Origin of the sequence: Prauserella sp. PE36 (assembly GCF_003311655.1) — a bacterium.
Taxonomy (GTDB): Bacteria; Actinomycetota; Actinomycetes; order Mycobacteriales; family Pseudonocardiaceae; genus Prauserella_A; species Prauserella_A endophytica.
Window position 1 is genome coordinate 12,779 of sequence record NZ_QEQT01000047.1, and the last position, 20,216, is coordinate 32,994.

Genomic DNA, 20,216 nt, shown 5'->3' on the forward strand with positions numbered 1-20,216 from the left:
ATTGATGGCCGCGACCAAATTGCAGGCTGTCCGCAAGCAGCTCGAGTACAAGGCCGCGGACGTCATCACGCTGGTGGTTCGGCGCGCCGACGCGCTGGGTCTCGCGATCATGGAGCCGGCCAGCCTGAAGACGAAGCTCTCCCGGTGGGAGAACGGCCACGAGCAGGTGAGTGAGCCATACCGACGGCTGTTCCGCGACGTGTACGGCCGGACGAACGGCGAGCTCGGGTTCCCGGATGACGACGAAGACGACGAGGTCGCCGAGCTGCGGTCACGGCTGGCGCTGGCGCGCAGCGTCGACGCGGGGGCTGTCGAGGCGTTCCGTCAGCAGGTCGACAACGCACGACGCGTCGACCGGCAGTTCGGTGGTATCACCCTGCTGGACCAGCTCCACAGCCTGATCAAGCAGCTCGAGGGCCTCCTCAGCTACAGCACGGCCCGAGGTCAGCGGGAGGCGCTGGCGCAGGTCCTCGTGGAAGCGTCCACGCTCGCCGGCTGGGTGTCGCTCGACCGAAACGCCATCAGCCAAGCTTGGGGCCACTACGAGCGCGCGAAGGCGGCCGCCCGCGAGTTCGGCTCGCCCACCGCCTTGGCGCATGCGCTCGCCGAGCAGGCCTTCGTGCTGATCGACATCGGTGAGACCGCGAGCGCGGTCGAGCAACTCGACCACGCCCGCTCCCTTGGCGAACATCGGGTGTCGTCCCTGCTCCAGGCATGGTTGACCGCAGCGAGCGGCGAGGGCTTCGCGGCAGCAGGTGACGGCCCACAGGCGCTCAGGGCGTTCGACAGCGCCGACGAGCTCCTACCGGTGGACCCGCATGACCCGTCGCTGCCGTTCCTGTTCCTCGGCGACTCGCACCTCGACCGCTGGCGGGGCAACGCACTGGCGAAGCTGGGCGAACCGGAGGCCATCCAGCACCTCACCGACGCGCTCCCCCGGCTACCTGCGGCCTTCGTGCGCGCGAGGGTGGGCATGATGGTCGATCTCGCCTTCGCACATGCCGCGGCCGGGGACCGCGACGAGGCCCAACGCTACGCACGCCAGGCCCGGCAGCTTGGGCTCCAGATCAGGTCCGACCGGCATCTCCGACGACTGGGCGGCTTGATCCTGCCGACCGGTAGATCACGATCGCTGTGAGTTCAGGTAGTAGAGCAGCGCAACGAGGGTGCCCGACCCGAGCAGTTCCTGCCGCTGAGCGAGCTCATTGACGCGGGAGAGCGGAACCCACTCGACGCGGCCGACCTCCTCGGTGTCGGTCGGGTCGCCGATGCGCTCGGCGCCGCGCCAGAGGTAGACGTCCATCGGCGCGGTGACCTGGCCCGGAAGCGGCTCGAAGCTCACCAGATGCTCGCCCTCGCCGATGGGCTGCCAGCCGCTCTCCTCGGCCGCCTCCCGCGCCGCGGTCGCGGCGGAGTCCTCCCCGTCGTCCACGAGGCCACCCAGCAACTCGTACCCCCACTGCTTCGTGGCGAACCGGTACCGCCAGAGCATGAGCGCCTCATCCCGATCGTTGACGACCAGCGCGATGGCGATGCGGGCGAGGTGCACCACGTGGTACTCCCAACGCCTTCCGTTCGGAGCTTGCACGTCGGTCAAGCCCACCTTGACCCAGCGGTTGTCGTAGATCAGCCGCTCACCGAAAGTCTGCCATGCGCCGCGTTCCTCAGCCACGAGCCACAGGCTACGCTGCGGTGATCGACACGTGCCCGTGTGGTTCCGCGCCGTTGCGGCGGAACCTGCGGCGAATCATCAGGCCCGGCCACAGCATCAACAGCGCGCGTCGGGCGAGTTCGGCTTCAAGGCTTATCGACGTTCGACCGGCGGAGCCTTGTGTGTGGAGCCCGCACGCCGCGTAAGCCGGAGCTGCGTTGCTTGCCTAGTCTGAAGGTCTACGCTTCGGCATTCGTGAGCCGAGAATTTCAGCAGCTTTCCGGTCCGCCGCAGCGACCCAAGCCGCGTACACGCGGAGGGTTGTCGCTCCGCCCCCGCCGTGTCCGAGGCGGCCCGCAACCGTTCGGAGATCTATGCCGGCGGTCAACAGCTCTGTCGCGGAGTAGTGCCGTAGCGCGTGCAGGTGTGTCTTTATCCCAAGCCGCGTAGCCATCTTCTTGTATCGGTTCGACACAGCATCTGGCGGATACGGGCTCATCACGTCACCCCGCATGCCGACGAAGACGTAAGAATCTTCCTGCCATTTCGCGCCGAGTTCCGCAAACATCTCCTGACACCGCGCCTCATGCTCGCGAAGCAGCACGATCGTTTCCGTGTCAAGCGCGATGCGACGAATCTGGTGGGTCTTCGTGTCCTTCTCCCTGCCCACACCGCGCACAGTCGTGTAACTGCTGCGGACATCGACAATGCCCTCGTCCAGGTCGACTCGGGACCAACGCAGGGCGCACACTTCACCACGGCGCATGCCTGTGGTCATCACAAGCCACACCAGCGTGCCCCACGCCTCGTCCAGTTCGAACGCCTTCTCGACCAACCGCGCAGCCTGCGCCGGCGACGGCGGATCAGGTTGTGGCGGCGCCTGGCGCGGCCGCTGAGCAACCTTGGCCGGGTTCGAGGTGATCCAGTCCCACCGCTCGGCGGCGTTGAGCACACCACTGATGATCGAGTGGATCTGCCGCACCGTGGACTGAGCCATCGCCTTGCACTCGTGCGGCTTGCACTTCGCCTTCTTACAGTCGTGTTCGCCCTCAACCTTGTGCTCGATGAACGGCATCCCATCACAACGCACCCGGCATCGCCGCAATTCGCCATAGAGCGTTTCGAGATTACGCGCGCTGAGCTTGTTCACCGGCATCTCGCCCAGCGCAGGCCGAATGGTGCGCTCGATGTAGCCGACATAGCCGTGCCTCGTCGTCGGCTCTATATCCGCCGTGCGTAGCCACTCGTCGATGGCGTACGAGAACGTCACGGCCGTGCTCGGCGAGCGCTGCTTGTCTACCTGCGCTTGCAGCTTCGTCATGACCTTGTCGGCGCGCCGGTACGCCGCCTTGTCGGTGCCCTTGACGGTCTCCGACAGGTAGATCTCCTTGCCGGTCACCGGATCGACACCCGAGTACACCCGCACCTGCAACGAGCCACCGCGGCGGCGGATGTTGCCCCTGCCTCGGCGGTCGCTCCCCTGCTCTGCCCCAGTCATGACACCCAGCGTCCGACGACAGCCAGGGCCACGTCAACGATCCACCCATGGACACAACCATGGACAGATGATCTTGAGGCTCGAGCTAGAATGCTGTTTGACCTGGTCAGAAGGGTGGGCCGGGCGGGGCTCGAACCCGCGGCCAAGGGATTATGAGTCCCCTGCTCTAACCAACTGAGCTACCGGCCCCCGGGAGCGCTCCGGCTCCCCGCTTGAGCCCGTGGTGACAGCCTGGCAGGCCCAGCGAGTCGCACTATATCTGGTGCTCCCGGCTCTCGAGGTAGCGCTCCAGCAGATCCGCTTTCGCCTCTCGGCCGAGCAGGCGGTACGCCCTCGCCCACACCTCCGGGTCTCCGATCGGCAGGCCCTGCCACTCTCCCGTCACCCTGGTCGGCAGGGCTTCCACACCGGCAGGGCCCGTCAGGGCGAAGTTGACCATCACGTCTACCCCGTCGATCACGTACCGGCCCTGGTCGAGCTCGCGGTAGGTCAGGCTCGCCGCGTCAAGTGCCTCCCTCACCGTCTCGGCGTCCGCGTCGACCGTGACGTCCCAGTCGTTGGCGACCTCGGCGAGGCCCAGCGCCACCAGCAGGCCCGAACCACCCACCGCCGGGTTCAGGCCTGCGGCACGCAGGGCGGTCACAACGCGGACGACGGGTTCCAAAGGCGGGATGCGCATGGGGCCAAGCCAAGCACAACCTCGCGGCCGTACGGTCCCGAACGCGCAACTCGGCGTCGGGAGCGGGCAACTCGGCGTCGGGAGCGGGCAGCTCGCGGGCCGGAGCGGGGGACTCGCGGGCCTGAGCGGGGGACTCGCGGGCCTGAGCGCGCGACTCGCGGGCCGGGGCAGGCAGCGTCACTCACGATCCGCCGGGCGCAGGTCGAGCCTGCGGAGCAGCTGGGCGTTGAGGGCCACGATCACGGTCGAGAGGCTCATCGCGATCGCTCCGGCGGCGGGCGGGAGCACGAACCCGATCGGCGCGAGCACCCCGGCCGCCAGCGGCACCGACAGCAGGTTGTACCCGGTCGCCCACGTGAGGTTCTGCCACATCTTGCGGTAGCTGGCCGCCGAGAGCCTGCGCGTCGCGAGGACGCCGCGCGGGTCGTCGGAGGCGAGCACCACGCCCGCCGACTCGATGGCCACGTCGGTGCCCGCGCCGATCGCTATGCCGACGTCGGCGCGTGCCAGCGCGGGCGCGTCGTTCACCCCGTCGCCGACCATCACCACGCGCTCGCCACGCTGCCGCAGCTCGCTCACCGCCGCGTCCTTGTCGGCGGGCAGCACCTCGGCGAACACCTCGTCCACACCGAGGTCCTTCGCCACCGCCTCCGCGACGTTGCGCGCGTCGCCGGTGATCATGACGACCCGGATGCCCTCGGCGTGCAGCCTCTCCACGGTCTCGCGCGACTCGGGCCGCACCTCGTCGGCGAGCGCCAGCGCGCCGGCGATTTCGCCGTCGACGAGCACGTGCAGCACGATCGCGCCCCGCGCGGCCCACTCCCCCGTCTCGCGGGCCAGCTCCACGGGCGGCTCGGCGCCGCGCTCGCGCAGCAGTGCGGGGCCGCCGACGGCGACCGCGCGACCGTCCACTGTGGCCTCCACACCGCGTCCGGTCAGCGATCGGAAATCCCTCGCCGGGGGCACGGCACCACGCTCGCTGGCCGCCTCCACGATGGCGCGGGCCAGCGGGTGCTCGGAGTCGCGTTCCGCCGCGGCCGCCAGCGCGAGCACCTCGTCGCGCTCGTGTTCACCGGCCGCGACGACGGCCGTGACCGAGGGCCTGCCCTGGGTGAGCGTGCCGGTCTTGTCGAACAGCACCGCGTCAACGGTGCGCATGCGCTCCAGCGCGAGCCGGTCCTTCACCAGGATGCCCGCCTTGGCCGACAGCGCCGTCGAGATCGCGATCACCAGCGGGATGGCGAGGCCCAGCGCGTGGGGGCAGGCGATGACGAGCACCGTCACCGTGCGTTCCACGGCGGTGGTCGCGTCGCCCAGCGCGAGCCACACGGCGAAGGTCAGGGCCCCGACGCCGAGTGCGAACCAGAACAGCATCGCCGCGGCCCGGTCGGCCAGCGCCTGCGCGCGCGAGCGGGAGCCCTGTGCGTCTGCGACGAGCCGCTGGATGCCCGCCAGCGCGGTGTCCTCGCCGACCGCCTCGACGCGGACGCGGATGGCCGAGTCCGTCGCGACCGTCCCGGCGACCACACGGTCGCCCACGTCGCGGCGCACCGTGCGCGACTCCCCCGTCACCATCGACTCGTCCAGCTCGGCGCTGCCGTCGACCACGCTGCCGTCCGCGGGCACCCGGCCGCCGGAGCGGACCAGCACCGTGTCGCCGACACGCAGGTCCGCGAGCGCGACCGGGCGGACCTCACCGTCCTCCACGCGCTCCGCCGTGTCGGGCAGGAGCTCGGCCAGCGCCTCCAGTGCGCCCGACGCCTGTCCCAGCGCGCGCATCTCGAGCCAGTGCCCGAGCAGCATGATCACGACCAGCAGCGCGAGCTCCCACCAGAAGTCGAGCTCCAGGTCACCGATGCCGAGCGTGGTGAGCCCGCTGGCGACGAACGCGACCGTGATGGCGAGCGCGACGAGCGTCATCATGCCGGGCCTGCGCTCGCGCAGCTCCCCCACCGCTCCGGACAGGAACGGCCAGCCGCCGTAGAAGTAGACGACCGTACCCAGCACCGGCGAGATCCAGCTCGCCCAGCCGGGCACCTCGTAGCCGAGCAGGTCGCCGATCATGCCGGACGCCGCGACCACGGGGATCGCGAGCACCAGACTGAGCCAGAACTTGTCGCGGAACACCGCGGCGTGGTCGCCGTGCCCGGAATGCCCGGAGTGAACCGTGCGTGTGTCGTGTTGTCCGTGCTGCGCGTGTTGCTGTGTCTCCACGACGACCTCCCTTTGCCGAACGCACACCACTATACCCCGTGGGGGTATATTTGCAAGTACCCCCTGCCCGTATTTGACCCGAGCCCCTCTCCCGTGTTGAGTAGGCGCATGCGAACCGTTCTGGTCGTCGGTGGATACGGCGCCGTCGGCGCCACCGTCACGCGCTCGCTCGCGGAGTGGTCACCGGGACGGGTGGTGTGCGCGGGACGCGACCTCGGTCGGGCCCGCGCGCTCGCCGACCAGGTGGGGGCCACGGCGGCGGGGCTCGACGTCACCGACGTGAAGGGGTTCGAGCGACTGCTCGCCGAGCACGGCGTGGGCGTGGTGGTGCTGTGCGTCAAGCCTTCCGACGGCGCGCTCGCTCGCGCTTGCCTGAGCAACGGCGTGCACCTGGTGGACGTCGGCGCGTCGTACCACTTGCTGGCGCTCACCGAGGAGCTGACCGAGACGGCCCTCGAAGCGGCCGCCACCGCGGTGCTCAGCGTCGGGCTCGCACCCGGCCTGACCAACGTGCTCGCCGGGCGCGCGTGCCGCGACCTCGGCGGCGCCGACCGCATCGACGTCACCGTTCTCCTTGGCGCGGGCGAGCAGCACGGTGCCGACGCCCTGCGCTGGACGCTCACCCAGCTGGTGGCGCCCCGGCAGCGAGCGGCCCGCGGCCCCGCCAGGGTGTTCCTGCCCGGGTACGGGCACCGCACGGCCCACCCGTTCCCGTTCTCCGACCAGTACACGCTCCGGCGCACGCTCGGCGTCACCGACGTGACCACGAGGCTGTGCCTGGACTCGCGCGTGCTGACGACCCTGCTGTTCGCCCTGCGGCGCACCGGGCTGCTGCGCCTGGCGGCCAGGCTGGACGTGCTGCGGGCGCTCACGGCCGCGGCGGGCAAGGTCCACTTCGGATCGGACGGCTTCGCTGTCGCCGCGGAGGCCGTCCACAACGGACATCGCGTCGCTTACGCGCTCACCGGCAACGCCCAGGGCCACGTCACCGGGCTCGTGGCCGCGCACGTAGCGCACACCTTGCTCGGCCGCGGCCTGCCGCCCGGCGTGCACCATCTCGACGAGCTGACCGCGTTCGCCGGGCTGCCGGAGAGGATCGGGCTGCGCGTCCTCACCAGAACGACGCGGTGAGTGCCCCGTTACGCCAACGATTCACCACCGCCGACATCGAGTTGGTCAAGGACGGCTGACTGCTAGTGTCCTCCGCCGGGAGTCTGTTGCTTGAGTCGGTGGATCCAGGTTTCCGCCGGCAAGGCGCCGGTTCGTCCTCGTACTGGGCCGTACTTGGGCGGACCGGCAACGCAGCCGGCGGGAAGCTGGGCCACCGAATTATGCGGCGAACTTCCGGCGGGGGGCACTAGATTCGGCGCCACAACGACACGAAGGGTGTACGTCCATGCGCAGGCGCACGCTGTGGATCTCGCTGGGCTCGGCCGCGGCCGTGGTGCCCGCCGCGGCACTCGCGATCACGCTCTGGCCCACGGAGACCGCCACGCCGGAGCCGCCCGCGTCGCGGCAGGCCACGGTGCCGGAGTCCGTCGTGGCCGTGCGGGATCTGGACGAGGTCAGGGAGCTGAAGCTGCTCGCCACACCTTCCGCGAAGCCGGCGCCTCCCCCGCCGCCCCCGGTGACCGCGGCACCCGTGCCGGTGGCCGGGGACGCCGTGGCCGAGGAGCCGGAGCCTGCCGTGCCCGCCGCCGGAACCGGCGACGGCGACAGCGACGACATCGCCAGGCAGCGGGCGATGGAACCCGCGCCGCGCCCGCCGATGACGGACTACATCGCGCCCGACATTCAAGAGGACATCGACGAGGCCGAGAACGGGCCCGGCATCGACCTCGGCACGCTCGTCCCCGAGCCCTAGAAGGGCTGGGTGCCGTCGATCCAGCCCTGGAGCAGCGGCGCCGTCCTCGCGATCACGCGCTCGCGCGGTTCGGCGCCGATGCGCAGCACGAGGCGCGTCGCGCCGAGGCCGATCAGATGCGCGCACACGAGCTCGGCGCGCAGCCTGGGTTCCGGACCGTCCAGACGACGGCTCAGCTCGGCGACGAACTGTCGCTCGAAGTTCTCCCGGAACGTCGCGCCACCGGGGCGGGACGACGTGAACAGCGCGCGCAGCAAGGGATCCGCCTGCGTACGCTCGTGGTAGTCGAGCAGAGTGCGCACGAGGTGCTCGCCGAGGTCTTCCAGCGGGCAGTCGAGCAGGACCTCGGCGTCGGCCTCGAAACTGGACGCCTCGGCGAAGAGCTCTTCCTTGCTTCCGAAGTACTTCAGCACCAGCGCTGCGCTCACCTCGGCGTCGGCGGCGATGTCCCGCAGCTTGACGTCGGCGTAGCCGTGCAGCGAGAACCGGCGCCGGGCGGCTTGCAGCACGGCGGCGCGGGTCAGGAAGGCGTCGCGAGCCGCCGTGGCGAGGCGTTCCGGAGTGGACACCGCGTAAGGCTAACGCGACCCGCCCGCGGTGGCGGCCACCCGGGAGGGCACCGTCGCGGTCTCGGCGCCGTTGCCCGGGCCCGGCGTCAGCAGACCGATCACGCCGGCGAGCGCGGCGGCGCCACCGGCGATCACGAAGATGACGGTGTAGGCGTCCGTCGACGGATAGACGTGGCCGCCGACCTGCACCACCATGCCCGCCGTCACCGTGGCGACGATCGCGCTGCACGTGGAGGTGCCGATGGAGCGGGCGAGCGCGTTGAGGCTGTTGGCCGCAGCCGTCTCCGACATCGGCACGGCGCGCATGATGAGCGCGGGCACGGCGCCGTAGGCCAGTGCCGCACCGATCGCGGTGACGGTGACCACCACGATCACCCCGGCGAGCGGCGAGTGCACCAGCGGGCGGGCGAGGTTGCCGACGGCGAGCACGCCGACGCCGAGGACCATCGTGACGGCCGGTCCCCAGCGGGCCGACATCTTCGCCGACAGTGGGGAGAACGCCACCATCGCGCAGCCGACGGGCAGCAGCGCGACGCCGCTGAGCATGAGCGAGAGGTCGAAGCCATACCCCGTTCCGCTCGGCGCCTGCAGCATCTGCGCGCTCACCATGAACGAGGCGAACATCGCCACGCCGATGAGCACCGAGGCGAGGTTCGTCAGCAGCACCGCGGGACGCGCCGACACCCGCAGGTTCACCAGCGGCGAGGAGGGCACGCGCAGCTCGTAGTAACCCCACGCGAGGAAGAGCACGAGCGCGGCGCCGAAGAGGCCGAGCACGAGCGGGCTGCCCCAGCCCCACTCCGTCCCGCGCGACACGGGCAGCAGCAGGCACAGCAGCGCCGCCGACAGCCCGATCGCGCCGACGGCGTCGAACCGGCCGCCGCTGCGCACCGGCGACTCCGGCACGAGCAGCCACACGAGCACGATCTGGATCACGGCGAACACCGCGGAACCGGCGAACAGCCAGTGCCAGTCGGCGTGCTCGGCGACGAGCCCGGTCAGCGGCAGGCCGACGGCACCACCGGCACCCAGCGTCGAGCTCATCACGGCGATGCCGGTGCCGACCCGCTCAGGGGGCAGCTCGTCGCGCATGATGCTGATGCCGAGCGGGATCACGCCGATCGCGACGCCCTGGAGGCCGCGCGCGATGAGCACCACCACGAACTCGCTGCTCACGGCGCCGAGCGCGCTGCCAACGGCCATCGCGGCGAGTGCGACGAGCAGCATGCGCCGCTTGCCGTACATGTCGCCGAGCCTGCCGAGCACCGGCGCGAACACGGCCCCGGTCAGCAGCGTCGCGGTGATCAGCCACGCGGCGTTGGAGGGCGTGGTGCCGAGCAGGCGGGGGAACTCCGGCAGCAGCGGGACCGCCAGCGTCTGCATCAGCGACACCACGATGCCCGACGACGCGAGCACCCCGATCGCGGCTCTCGACCCGGCGGACGACCTTGCGGCCACGACTGAGCTCCCCTTTCCCTCGGCAGGCACACGACGGCGGTGAACCTCTGTTCACCGCGCCCGTTGAAGTAAACCTGTGTTCACCCCCGGGGCGCAATCCGCCGACCAGCGGAGGGGGAAGGAACGAGCATGATTCGCGTCTCACCGGGAGGCGCGGGCCTCCAGGTACCGTCGTTCGGGCAGGCTCAGCGTGCGGCGCGCGGCCCTCCGGTAGTGGTCTCGCGCGGCGTCGGTGTCGCCGGCCAGCTCGAGCAGGTGCGCCCGGACTGCGTCGACGCGGTGGTGCCCGGCCAGCGCCCGGTCGCCTTCGGCGTCCGCCAGTTCGCGCAGGCCACGCTCGGGGCCGTGGACCATCGCCACCGCGACGACGCGGTTGAGCGTCACCATCGGACCCGGCGCGATGCTCTCCAGCAGGTCGTACAACGTGAGGATCTGCCGCCAGTCGGTGTCCTCGACGCTCGCGGCCTCGTCGTGCACCGCCGCGATCGCGGCCTGCAACTGGTATGGGCCGATCGGCGCCCGCTCGAGCGTGCGGGTGAGCAGCTCCGTGCCCTCCGCGATGAGCGCGGCGTTCCACCGCGAACGGTCCTGCTCGGCGAGCGGCACGAGCGTGCCGTCGTCGCGGGCGCGCGCGGGCCGCCGCGCGTCGGTGAGCAGCATCAGCGCGAGCAGCCCGGCCACCTCGCCGTCGCCGGGCACGAGCTCGTGCAGCTGCCGGGCGAGCCGGATCGCCTCCTCGCTCAGCTCCACGCGCTGCAGCGTCTCCCCCGAGCTGGCGGTGTAGCCCTCGTTGAAGACGAGGTACAGCACGTGCAGCACCGCGCCGAGCCGCTCGGACCGCTCGGCCTCGGGCGGCAGCCGGAACTCGCCACCGGAGGCCTTGATGCGCTGCTTGGCCCTGCTGATGCGCTGCGCGATGGTCGCCTCCGGCACGAGGAACGCGCGCGCGATCTCCGCGGTCGTCAGCCCGCCGACCGCCCGCAGCGTCAGCGCCACCTGCGATGCGGGGGTCAGCGAGGGGTGGGCGCACAGCATGAGCAGCGTGAGCGTGTCATCGACGCCGGATGCGGGCTCGGGCTCGGGGACCGCCCGCGCGGCCACGACCTCCTCGCGCCGTCTGCGCGCCGACTCGTTGCGCCACAGCTCGATCAGCCTGCGCGACGCCGTGGTGACCAGCCAGCCCATCGGGTTGGCCGGCACGCCCTCGGCAGGCCACTGGCGCACGGCGGAGAGCAAGGCCTCCTGCACCGCGTCCTCGCACGTGTCGAACCCGCCGTAGCGGCGCACGAGCACGGCCAGGACGCGCGGGGCCAGCTCGCGCAGCAGGCCCTCGAAGGCGACGGGCTCGCTCACCCCGCCAGCTCGTCGAGCTCCACCACGGGGCGCACCTCCACGAGGCCGAGCTCGGCCTCCGGCACCCGCGCGGCGATCTCGACGGCCCGCTCGGTGCTCTCGCAGTCCACCAGGAAGAACCCGGCCAGCAGCTCCTTCGCCTCGGCGAACGGGCCGTCGCTCGTCAGCGTCGTGCCCTCGCGCACCGTGACGCGGGTGGTCCTCGCCGGATCGGCCAGCGCCTCGGACACGATCATCTCCCCCGACGCGGCGAGGTCGGCGTCCAGCGCGGCGTACGCGCCGAGCCCCTCCTGCCGCTGGTCGGGCGTGAGCCGGGACCAGATCTCGCGCGACGCGGGGTTGCCGTAGATCAGGATCACGTACTTCACCGATGCCTCCCGGAACTCTCGCGAATTCTCTCACCGATGGATGTCGAAATCGCCGCTTCGGCTTCTACAACCCCGTGAGCGGCACCCGCGGGAGGGTGCCCCGACCGAGGAGGACCCGATGGGCAGCACCGTACTGAGCCAGGCCGAGACCGAGGTCCGCGCCGTGATCGCCGAGCAGACCGCGGCGCTGCGCGCGGGCGACGCCGACACGCTCGTCGCCCGCTACACGCCGGACACCGTGAGGTTCGACCTCGCGCCGCCGCTGCGGCACACCGGCGCCGAGGTGCTCGACGCGGACGCGGTGCGCGCGTGGCTGGCGACGTTCGACGGCCCGGTGGACGCCGAGGTCCGCGACCTCGACGTCACCGTGGACGGCGACGTCGCCTTCTGCCACAGCCTCAACCGGATGTCGGCCGTGCCGAGCGGGTCCGGGGAACGCTTCGACCTCTGGTACCGCGCGACCGTGTGCCTGCGGCGGATCGACGGCGCGTGGCGGATCACCCACGAGCACACGTCGACGCCGTTCTACATGGACGGCTCGTTCCGCTCCGCGACCGATCTCGCGCCGTGACACGATCGGCGACGTGAGGCTGACCGCCACGGGGATCACCTACCGTGTCGACGACATCCCGTCCGGGCGCGTTCATCGGCGCCGACCGCGAGGAACCCGGCTCGTTCCTCGCCGTCAACTGGTTCGCCACCCCGCCGAGGGGCTCACTGCCGTAACGCCTTGCGCGCCAGCCGGTTCCCGGCGAACTGCGCCGCCTGCACGAGCACGACGATCAGCACCACGGCCACCGCGGTCACGGTCCAGTCGAAACGCTGGTAGCCGTAGGCGATCGCGAAGTCGCCCAGCCCGCCGCCACCCACCGCCCCGGCTACGGCCGTCATGTCCACCACCGCGACGAAGACGAACGTGTAGCCGAGGATCAGCGGCGCGAGCGCCTCCGGCACGAGCAGCGTGGTGATGATCCGCCACGGGCTCGCGCCCATCGCGCGCGCCGCCTCGATCACGCCGGGGTCGATCGTCACCAGGTTCTGCTCCACGATGCGGGAGATGCCGAACGTCGCGGCCACGATGAGCGCGAACGTCGCCGCCGTGGTGCCCAGCTGGGTGCCGACGACGCTGATCGTCAACGGCCCGATCGCGGTGATGAAGATGATGAACGGGATCGGGCGGATGATGTTGACGAGCACGTTGAGCACCGTGAACACCACGCGGTTGGCGAGGATGCCGCCCGGCCGCGTCGTATAGAGCAGGATGCCGAGCCCGAGGCCGAGCACACCGCCGACGAGCATCGTCGCCACGACCATGAACAGCGTCTGCCCGATCGCGTCGAGCAGCACCGGTCCGAGCAGGTCCCAGTTCACGGCACCAGCTCCTCGACCTCGGTCACCTCGCGCAGCTCGGCCACCAGAGCGTCCACGGCGGACTCCTCGCCGAGCAGCTCCAGCGTGAGCCCGCCGAACGCGCGCCCGCCCAGTTCCTTGATGCCGCCGTAGACCAGCTCGAACCGCACGCCGTGCCTGCCGAGCGCGTCCGACAGCACGGCCCCGATGCGCCGGTCGTCCCCGACGCGCGTGGCGACGAGCCGCCCCCGGTGCCGCTCACGGATGCGCGCGAGGTCGTCACCGCGCGGTTGGTCGCGCAGCACCGTCTCGACGAACCGGCGCGTCGTCTCCTCCTTCGGCGAGGCGAACACGTCGGCGACCGGCCCCTGCTCGACCACCCGGCCGGAGTCGAGGACGGCGACCTTGTCGGCGATCTCCCTGACGACGTCCATCTCGTGCGTGATCACCACGATCGTCACGCCGAGTTCCGTGTTGACCCGCTTGAGCAGCCGCAGCACCTCGCTCGTCGTCTCGGGGTCGAGCGAGCTCGTGGACTCGTCGGCGAGCAGGATCTTCGGGTTGGTCGCCAGCGCCCTCGCGATGCCGACCCGCTGCTGCTGGCCACCCGAGAGCTGCCCGGGATAGTGCCAAGCCTTGTCGGTGATCCCCACGAAACCGAGCAGCTCGGCGACCCGCTTCTCCCGCGCGGCCTTGCCCCAGCCGGCGATCTTGAGCGGGTAGGCGACGTTGCCGAAGACCGTCCGCGAGCGCAGCAGGTTGAACTGCTGGAAGACCATGCCGATGCCGCGGCGCACCTCCCGCAGCCCGCGCTCGCGAAGCGTGCTCAGGTCCGTGCCGTCGACGAGCACCCGGCCCGACGTGACGGGCTCGAGCGCGTTGATCAGCCGCACGAGCGTGCTCTTGCCTGCGCCGGAGTAGCCGATGATCGCGAAGACGTCACCCTCGTCGATGCCGAGGGTGACGCCGTCGAGCGCGGTCACCGGCCTGCCCCGGCCGGTGCGGAACGTCTTTGTGACGTCCTGGAACTCGATCAGCGGTGCCGCAGCGGTCACTGCGCCGCCGATCGCACGGTTGCGGTCAGCTCGGCGAGGATCCTCTCCAGCTCGGCCGGGGGCCGGTCGACGAGCACCGAGGTGCCGTGCGACTCCGCCCGCACCAGTTCGGTGACCCTCGGGTCGCGGTACAGCTCGGCGACCCTGCGGTAGGCCGGGTCGTCCTTGTCCTCGGCCCTCGCCACGATCAGGTTGAGGTACGGCTCCGCGGCTGGGCTCGACGGGTCGTCGGCGAAGAGCGCTGTCGTGGGGTCGAGCCCGCCGTCGAGCGCGTAGTTGTTGTTGACGATCGAGGCGTCCACCGACGGCAGCGCGGCGACGGTCTGCGCGGCGTCCACCGGCGTGACCGTGACCTTCGACGCGGCGGCGTCGATCTCGGCGGGGGTGGAGAGCACGGTGCCGCCGTCGCGCAACCGGACCAGGCCGGCCTCCTGCAGCACGAGCAGCGCGCGAGCCTGGTTGGTCGGGTCGTTCGGGATCGCGACGGTGCCGCCCCTCGGGATGTCCTCGACGGCGTCGTGCTTGCGCGAGTACAGCGAGAGCGGCACGACATAGGTGGAGGCGATCGGCGTGAGCGTGTCGCCGCTGGCCGTGTTGTGGTTGGCGAGGAACAGCAGGTGCTGGAACAGGTTCAGGTCCGTGTGGCCCTGCGTCAGGGCGGGGTTGGGCTGGTTGTAGTCGCTGAAGTTCACCGGCTCGATGTCGATCCCCTCGGCGGCGGCGATCTCCCGCAACGCCACCCAGTACTCGGACGATGCCTCGGTGGTGCCGATCCGTACCGTGACGCGGTCGCCGGACGCGGTGTCGTCGCCGCTTCCGCTCACGAGGAGAACCACGACGGCGACGAGCGCGATCACCACCACGGCGCCGATTCCGATCAGGATTCCCTTGGTGCGCTTCGGTCTCTCCGGCAGCGCGGGCTCGGGTTCGCCCGGGTTGTGCTCTGTCATGAGGCCACTGTGCCCGCGGGTGCGCCGGCACGGCAGCGCGTTCCACACCCTGGGCCAACAGGCAAGGAATTTGCCCTCGCTCACCCGGTCGTGCTATCCGGAATTCCTTTCTTTCCAAGAGAAATCGGCATCCGTTCCGAGTGCTGGGAAAGGGTGGGCCGCACGGCCCGGTGTCGGTTGACTGTGACACCGAAGCGCTTTTTCCGAGCACAGAGGGAGAGACCTCCATGACACAGACAGCGGCGGGCTGGTCGTTCGAGACGCAGCAGATTCACGCGGGCGCCGCCCCCGACCCGGCGACCGGAGCGCGGGCGACGCCGATCTACCAGACCACCTCGTACGTGTTCAGGGACACACAGCACGGCGCCGATCTGTTCAGTCTCGCCGAGCCCGGCAACATCTACACGCGCATCAACAACCCGACGCAGGACGTGTTCGAACAGCGCGTCGCGGCGCTGGAGGGCGGGGTCGCCGCTGTGGCCTTCGCCTCGGGCCAGGCCGCCGAGACCGCGACGATCCTCAACCTCGCGCGCGCCGGCGACCACTTCGTGTCCAGCGCCTCGCTCTACGGCGGCACCTACAACCTCTTCCACTACACGTTGCCCAAGCTCGGCATTGATGTGTCCTTTGTGGATGATCCCGACGACCTGGAGCAGTGGCGCGCCGCGGTGCGGCCCAACACCAAGCTGTTCTTCGCCGAAACGCTCGGCAACCCGCGGTCCAACGTGCTCGACATCGAGGCGGTCGCCGGGCTCGCCCACGAGATCGGGGTGCCGCTCGTGGTCGACAACACGGTGCCGACTCCGTACCTGCTGCGCCCGCTCGAGCACGGCGCCGACATCGTGGTGCACTCGGCGACGAAGTACCTCGGTGGGCACGGCACCGCCATCGCCGGCATCGTGGTCGACGGCGGCACGTTCGACTTCGGCGCCCACGCAGGGCGGTTCCCCGACTTCTCCGATCCGGACCCGAGCTACCACGGGCTGCGGTACTGGGAGGCGCTCGGCCCCGGCGCGTTCGCCGCGAAGCTGCGCGTGCAGCTGCTGCGCGACACCGGAGCCGCGATCGCCCCGCTGACGAGTTTCCTGGTGCTGCAGGGGATCGAGACGCTGTCGCTGCGGCTGGAACGGCACGTCGCCAACGCGCAGGCCCTCGCCGAGTGGCTGGAGGCTCGCGACGAGGTGGCGGCCGTCTACTACGCGGGGCTGCCGTCCAGCCCGTGGCACGCGGCGGCGCGGAAGTACCTGCCGAGGGGCGCGGGCGCGGTGGTCTCGTTCGACCTGCGCGGCGGCGTCGAGGCGGGCCGGGCCTTCGTCGACGGGACCGAGCTGTTCAGCCAGCTCGTGAACATCGGCGACGTGCGCAGCCTCATCGTCCACCCGGCGAGCACCACCCACTCGCAGCTCACCGCCGACGAGCAGACCGTCACCGGCGTCACCCCGGGCCTCGTGCGGCTGTCGGTGGGACTGGAGCACATCGAGGACCTCAAGGCCGACCTCGAGGCGGGTTTCCGGGCGGCCAAGGACAAGCTGTGACCGACCGGACGGGCGGTCTCCTTCCGGTCAGCGGCGCCTGGCGCGAAGGAGACCCGCCCGGCCGGCGGCGGTGGTTCCGCTCGGCGCGGCCGCTCGCGCTGGAGCGCGGCGGCGTGCTGCCCGGCTACCGCCTCGCGTACGAGACGTGGGGGGAGCTCGCCGCCGACGGCTCCAACGCGGTGCTCGTGCTGCACGCGCTCACCGGCGACAGCCACGTCGCGGGACCGGCGCAACCAGGCCATCGCAGCCCCGGCTGGTGGGACGACCTGGTCGGCGTGGGCAGGGCGCTCGACACCGGCGAGCTGTTCGTCGTGGCGCCCAACGCGCTCGGCGGCTGCCAGGGCAGCACGGGGCCGGCTTCGACGTCACCCGACGGCCTGCCGTGGGGCAGCCGGTTCCCGCGCCTGACGATCCGCGACCTCGTGACCGCCGAGGTCGCACTGGCGGACGAGCTGGGCATCGCGTCGTGGGCGCTCGTGCTCGGCGGGTCGATGGGCGGCATGCGCGCGCTGGAGTGGGGCGTCTCGCACCCGGAGCGCGTGAGGCGCCTCGCCGTGCTCGCCGCGCCCGCCCGCTCCAGCGCCGACCAGATCGGCTGGACCTCCGCGCAGCTCGCGGCGATCAGGGCGGACCCAGGTTTCCGGGGCGGCGACTACTACTTCGCCCCGGACGGCGACGGGCCGCACCGCGGCCTCGGTGTCGCACGGCGCATCGCGCACCTCACCTACCGCAGCGAGCCGGAGCTGGCCGCCCGGTTCGGGGCCGACCCTCAGCCCGGCGAGGATCCGCTCTCCGGCGGCCGGTTCGCCGTCGAGTCCTACCTGGACCATCACGCGGCGAAGCTGGCCCGCCGGTTCGACGCCAACAGTTACCTGCGCCTGGCGGAGGCGATGAACACCCACGACATCGGCAGGGGCCGGGGCGGCGCCGCGGCGGCCCTGCGCAGGGTCACGGCCACCACGGTCGTGGCCGGGATCGACAGCGACCGGCTGTACCCGTTGGAGCAGCAGCGGGAGCTGGCCGCCGCGCTGCCGGGTTCCGGGCAGCCGTGGGTGCTCACCTCGGAGCACGGCCACGACGGGTTCCTGATCGAGACCGACCAGGTGGCCGAGCTGGTGACGACCCTGCTGAAGACCGAGCTCGTGTGACGGTCGTCATCGCAGCGGGCGTACTCAGAACGAGGATCGGAAGTTAGGGTAGCCACAGCTAAGAGCCGTCCCGCGAAAGGCCACCCGCCATGCGCACTGCACTGCCCCCGGTCCGTCGAGGTCTCGCCGTGCTGCTCGCGGGTGTGCTCGTAGCGCTCGCGGGCTGCTCGACGGGCGGTGACGAGGGCGGCGAGGACACGGGCCAGGCACAGACCGGCACCGGCTTCCCCGTCACGGTCGACACCAAGTTCGGCGACGTGACGATCGAGAAGGCACCGCAGCGCGTGGTGGCGCTCGGGTGGAGCGATGCCGAGGTGGCGCTCGCGCTCGGCGTCGAGCCGGTCGGCGTCAGCGACTGGCTCGCCGTGGGCGGCGACGGCCTCGGCCCGTGGGTCGAGCAGCGCTACACCAACCCGCCGACCCAGCTCGGCACCATGGAAGTGAACCTGGAGCAGCTCGCCGGGCTGAACCCCGACCTCATCCTCGACACCCGCGCGAGCGGCGACCGCGAACGCTACGACCGCCTCAGCCAGCTCGGCGTGCCCGTGGTGGGCGTCCCCGAGGGCGCCGACGCCTACCTCACCTCGTGGCAGGACCAGCTCGACCTGATCGGCAAGGCGCTGGGCAAGCAGGACCAGGCCAGGAAGCTGCACGACGACCTCGAGGCGAAGTTCGCGAGGGCCGCGGAGGACCACCCCGAGTTCACGGACACCACGGTGGCCATCGCCGCGCGCACCTCCGAATCGTGGGGCGCCTACGTCAACGGCGACGGCCGCGTCGAGTTCATGGAGCAGCTCGGGTTCGTCAACTCGCCGACCGTGCAGGAGCTGGCCGGTGACGACTTCTGGGTACCGATCTCGGGCGAGCGCCTCGACCTGCTCGACGCCGACCTGACCGTGCTGTTCCCCATCGGCGTCGAAGCCGACCAGGCCACCCGCGACCCGCTGTACCAGAACATTCCCTCGGTCAAGGACGGGCGCAGCGTGGTGCTGAGCGACCCCACGGTGTCGCAGGCCTTTTCGAGCGCCTCGGTGGTCGGCCTGTCCTACGCGCTGGACAAGACGGTGCCGATGTTCGCCGACGCGCTCGCGGGCTGACCGCGACGTGCCGGACCAGCCGGGTTTCACCGTGATCGCCGGGCCTCAGGGCTCCGGCAGGTCGGCCATGCTGCGCGAGCGGGCGCTGCGGTCCGCGGCCACGTACCTCGACGGCAAGGCCATCCACACGCTGCCGGGCGTGGAGGTCGCCAGAAGGCTCGGCCTCCTGCCGCCCGCGCAGTCAGCGCCTGAGGGCATCACGGTGGCGGACCTCGTCGGCCTCGGTCCGGGTGCCGACGACGAGGCCGTGGCCGGGGCCATGCGGGCCACCGGCACGCTGGAGCTGGCCGACCGGTACGTCGACGAGCTGTGCGGCGGCTGGCGCCAGCGCGCGTGGATCGCGATGGCGCTGGCCCAGCGCACGGGCGTGCTGCTGCTCGACGAGCCGACGACGTTGCTCGACGTGGCCGAGCAGGTGGAGCTGCTCGACCTGCTCGCCGACCTCAACCGAGGCGAGGGCACCGTGATCGTCACCGTGCTGCACGACGTCAACCTCGCCTGCCGCTACGCCGACCACCTGCTGGTGCTCAAGGACGGCGACCTGGTGGCCGGGGGCTCGCCTGCCGACGTGGTCTCGGAGGAGCTGGTGCGCGAGGTGTTCGGGCTGCCGTGCCGGGTCGTGCCCGACCCCGTCTCGGCGAGCCCGCTGATCGTGCCGATCGGCAGGCATCACGCCGGGCGGACCGTGTCCACAGAGGACGAGCTGCGCGACGTGGTCGAGGAGCCGGCGCAGGTCATCCTCGACAAACCGGTGGCCGGGATCGACGACGAGTCGCGGCGGTTCCTGGAGGCGTCGCCGTTCTTCCTGCTCGCCACGAGCGCCGACGACGGGTCCGTCGACGTGTCACCCCGTGGCGACCCGGCCGGCACCGTGCTCGTCCTCGGCGACGGCCGGACGCTCGCCTTCGCCGACCGCAACGGCAACCGGCGCGTGGACAGCATGCGCAACATCCTGCGCAACGCACGTGTGGGCATGCTGTTCGTCGTTCCCGGTGTCGACCACACGCTGCGGGTCAACGGCACGGCAACGATCGTGCGCGAGGGCCCGCTCCTGGAGCGGCTCGCGGTGAACGGGACAGCGCCGGACCTGGCGATCACGGTGGAGGTCGATGAGCTGTTCGTCCACTGTGGCCGGGCGTTCACGCGCTCCTCGTTGTGGGACAAGGAAACCTGGCCGGAACCGAACACGATTCCCACGGCGGGCACGCTGTTCAAGAGCCAGGCCGCGCTGCGCGCTTCCCTCGGCGAAGGCCGGACGCGGGTTCCGCCCCCGCTGTGAAGGCCACCTTCACTGCGTGGAAACCCCCAAGCAAGCTGCTCCTCGACGCTCGCTGGCGTGCACACGCCCGGTCGCGGCGACGGTGCGCTCGACCTCGACCGAACCGGGCACGCCGTCCGGCACGTACCGGGCCCATGCCGTGAACCGG

19 protein-coding genes and 1 tRNA gene are annotated in these 20,216 nt (G+C 71.2%); 8 read left to right on the forward strand and 12 right to left on the reverse strand.

Annotated elements, in window-relative coordinates:
• Window positions 1-4: 4 nt before the first annotated feature.
• A complete protein-coding gene (locus DI005_RS09025; protein WP_113641839.1) occupies window positions 5-1,138 on the forward strand; it encodes a tetratricopeptide repeat protein in 1,134 nt (377 codons plus the stop codon).
• Here the strand turns inward: DI005_RS09025 and DI005_RS09030 are convergent.
• The 5 genes from DI005_RS09030 to DI005_RS09055 form a co-directional block, all read right to left on the reverse strand.
• Complete coding sequence (locus DI005_RS09030; protein ID WP_113641840.1) at window positions 1,124-1,672, reverse strand: NUDIX domain-containing protein; 549 nt, start codon at window positions 1,670-1,672, stop codon at window positions 1,124-1,126. The genes DI005_RS09025 and DI005_RS09030 overlap by 15 nt on opposite strands.
• Before the next feature lie 205 nt (window positions 1,673-1,877).
• The gene (gene xerC, locus DI005_RS09035; RefSeq protein WP_113641841.1) at window positions 1,878-3,149 is read right to left on the reverse strand and encodes a tyrosine recombinase XerC; all 1,272 of its coding nucleotides are present in this window, start codon (window positions 3,147-3,149) and stop codon (window positions 1,878-1,880) included.
• Between the two features lie 115 nt (window positions 3,150-3,264).
• Window positions 3,265-3,338: transfer RNA gene (locus DI005_RS09040), tRNA-Ile, on the reverse strand.
• 64 nt (window positions 3,339-3,402) lie between these two features.
• Entirely contained in the window at window positions 3,403-3,828 is a 426-nt protein-coding gene (locus DI005_RS09045; RefSeq protein ID WP_137096420.1) for a hypothetical protein, read from the reverse strand.
• A gap of 177 nt (window positions 3,829-4,005) precedes the next feature.
• Complete coding sequence (locus DI005_RS09055; RefSeq protein WP_233520063.1) at window positions 4,006-6,042, reverse strand: heavy metal translocating P-type ATPase; 2,037 nt, start codon at window positions 6,040-6,042, stop codon at window positions 4,006-4,008.
• Between the two features lie 108 nt (window positions 6,043-6,150).
• Here DI005_RS09055 and DI005_RS09060 point away from each other — a divergent pair, with 108 nt between their 5' ends.
• Window positions 6,151-7,173: a saccharopine dehydrogenase NADP-binding domain-containing protein gene (locus DI005_RS09060; protein WP_113641844.1), complete on the forward strand. Its 1,023-nt coding sequence runs from the start codon at window positions 6,151-6,153 to the stop codon at window positions 7,171-7,173.
• A 265-nt stretch (window positions 7,174-7,438) separates the two neighbouring features.
• On the forward strand, window positions 7,439-7,906 hold the full coding sequence (locus DI005_RS09065; protein WP_113641845.1) for a hypothetical protein: 468 nt from the start codon (window positions 7,439-7,441) through the stop codon (window positions 7,904-7,906).
• Here the strand turns inward: DI005_RS09065 and DI005_RS09070 are convergent.
• The 4 genes from DI005_RS09070 to DI005_RS09085 all read right to left on the reverse strand — a co-directional run bounded on the left by DI005_RS09070 (window position 7,903) and on the right by DI005_RS09085 (window position 11,654).
• A complete protein-coding gene (locus DI005_RS09070; protein ID WP_112267897.1) occupies window positions 7,903-8,475 on the reverse strand; it encodes a TetR family transcriptional regulator in 573 nt (190 codons plus the stop codon). The two genes, DI005_RS09065 and DI005_RS09070, sit on opposite strands and share 4 nt — an antisense overlap.
• Window positions 8,476-8,484: 9 nt before the next feature.
• Window positions 8,485-9,933 (reverse strand): MFS transporter, encoded by a 1,449-nt coding sequence (locus tag DI005_RS09075; RefSeq protein WP_228714147.1) that lies wholly within the window; start codon window positions 9,931-9,933, stop codon window positions 8,485-8,487.
• 141 nt (window positions 9,934-10,074) lie between these two features.
• On the reverse strand, window positions 10,075-11,286 hold the full coding sequence (locus DI005_RS09080; RefSeq protein ID WP_113641846.1) for an RNA polymerase sigma factor: 1,212 nt from the start codon (window positions 11,284-11,286) through the stop codon (window positions 10,075-10,077).
• Entirely contained in the window at window positions 11,283-11,654 is a 372-nt protein-coding gene (locus DI005_RS09085; protein ID WP_113641847.1) for a YciI family protein, read from the reverse strand. Before DI005_RS09085 ends, DI005_RS09080 begins: the two co-directional genes overlap by 4 nt.
• A gap of 118 nt (window positions 11,655-11,772) precedes the next feature.
• Between DI005_RS09085 and DI005_RS09090 the strand changes: the two genes are divergently transcribed.
• Window positions 11,773-12,225 (forward strand): SgcJ/EcaC family oxidoreductase, encoded by a 453-nt coding sequence (locus tag DI005_RS09090; protein WP_113641848.1) that lies wholly within the window; start codon window positions 11,773-11,775, stop codon window positions 12,223-12,225.
• Between the two features lie 143 nt (window positions 12,226-12,368).
• Here the strand turns inward: DI005_RS09090 and DI005_RS09095 are convergent, their stop codons facing one another.
• Genes DI005_RS09095 through DI005_RS09105 form a run of 3 tightly spaced genes read right to left on the reverse strand, consistent with a single transcriptional unit; the run spans window position 12,369 to window position 15,009 of the window.
• A complete protein-coding gene (locus DI005_RS09095) occupies window positions 12,369-12,968 on the reverse strand; it encodes a methionine ABC transporter permease (protein ID WP_112268318.1) in 600 nt (199 codons plus the stop codon).
• A 53-nt stretch (window positions 12,969-13,021) separates the two neighbouring features.
• Window positions 13,022-14,059, reverse strand: coding sequence for a methionine ABC transporter ATP-binding protein (locus DI005_RS09100; RefSeq protein WP_113641849.1), 1,038 nt, complete (start codon window positions 14,057-14,059; stop codon window positions 13,022-13,024).
• The gene (locus DI005_RS09105) at window positions 14,056-15,009 is read right to left on the reverse strand and encodes a MetQ/NlpA family ABC transporter substrate-binding protein (protein WP_113641887.1); all 954 of its coding nucleotides are present in this window, start codon (window positions 15,007-15,009) and stop codon (window positions 14,056-14,058) included. The genes DI005_RS09100 and DI005_RS09105 overlap by 4 nt, the downstream gene beginning before the upstream one ends.
• A gap of 227 nt (window positions 15,010-15,236) precedes the next feature.
• On the opposite strand from DI005_RS09105, the gene DI005_RS09110 reads away from it, so the two are divergent.
• The 4 genes from DI005_RS09110 (at window position 15,237) to DI005_RS38920 (ending at window position 20,068) form a co-directional block, all read left to right on the forward strand.
• Entirely contained in the window at window positions 15,237-16,544 is a 1,308-nt protein-coding gene (locus DI005_RS09110) for a bifunctional o-acetylhomoserine/o-acetylserine sulfhydrylase (RefSeq protein WP_112267907.1), read from the forward strand.
• The gene (locus DI005_RS09115) at window positions 16,541-17,692 is read left to right on the forward strand and encodes a homoserine O-acetyltransferase (protein ID WP_113641850.1); all 1,152 of its coding nucleotides are present in this window, start codon (window positions 16,541-16,543) and stop codon (window positions 17,690-17,692) included. Before DI005_RS09110 ends, DI005_RS09115 begins: the two co-directional genes overlap by 4 nt.
• Before the next feature lie 89 nt (window positions 17,693-17,781).
• Window positions 17,782-18,789, forward strand: a complete 1,008-nt coding sequence (locus DI005_RS09120) for an iron-siderophore ABC transporter substrate-binding protein (protein WP_112267911.1) — start codon at window positions 17,782-17,784, stop codon at window positions 18,787-18,789.
• A gap of 7 nt (window positions 18,790-18,796) precedes the next feature.
• On the forward strand, window positions 18,797-20,068 hold the full coding sequence (locus DI005_RS38920) for an MSMEG_1061 family FMN-dependent PPOX-type flavoprotein (RefSeq protein ID WP_233520064.1): 1,272 nt from the start codon (window positions 18,797-18,799) through the stop codon (window positions 20,066-20,068).
• Window positions 20,069-20,216 lie beyond the last annotated feature (148 nt).

Excerpts from the sequence above, each read along its gene's own strand:
- DI005_RS09025 (WP_113641839.1), top strand. The coding sequence starts at position 5 with ATGGCCGCGACCAAATTGCAGGCTGTCCGCAAGCAGCTCGAGTACAAG.
- xerC (WP_113641841.1), bottom strand. The coding sequence starts at position 3,149 with ATGACTGGGGCAGAGCAGGGGAGCGACCGCCGAGGCAGGGGCAACATC.
- DI005_RS09045 (WP_137096420.1), bottom strand. The coding sequence starts at position 3,828 with ATGCGCATCCCGCCTTTGGAACCCGTCGTCCGCGTTGTGACCGCCCTG.
- DI005_RS09060 (WP_113641844.1), top strand. The coding sequence starts at position 6,151 with ATGCGAACCGTTCTGGTCGTCGGTGGATACGGCGCCGTCGGCGCCACC.
- DI005_RS09065 (WP_113641845.1), top strand. The coding sequence starts at position 7,439 with ATGCGCAGGCGCACGCTGTGGATCTCGCTGGGCTCGGCCGCGGCCGTG.
- DI005_RS09090 (WP_113641848.1), top strand. The coding sequence starts at position 11,773 with ATGGGCAGCACCGTACTGAGCCAGGCCGAGACCGAGGTCCGCGCCGTG.
- DI005_RS09095 (WP_112268318.1), bottom strand. The coding sequence starts at position 12,968 with ATGGTCGTGGCGACGATGCTCGTCGGCGGTGTGCTCGGCCTCGGGCTC.
- DI005_RS09105 (WP_113641887.1), bottom strand. The coding sequence starts at position 15,009 with ATGACAGAGCACAACCCGGGCGAACCCGAGCCCGCGCTGCCGGAGAGA.
- DI005_RS09110 (WP_112267907.1), top strand. The coding sequence starts at position 15,237 with ATGACACAGACAGCGGCGGGCTGGTCGTTCGAGACGCAGCAGATTCAC.
- DI005_RS09120 (WP_112267911.1), top strand. The coding sequence starts at position 17,782 with ATGCGCACTGCACTGCCCCCGGTCCGTCGAGGTCTCGCCGTGCTGCTC.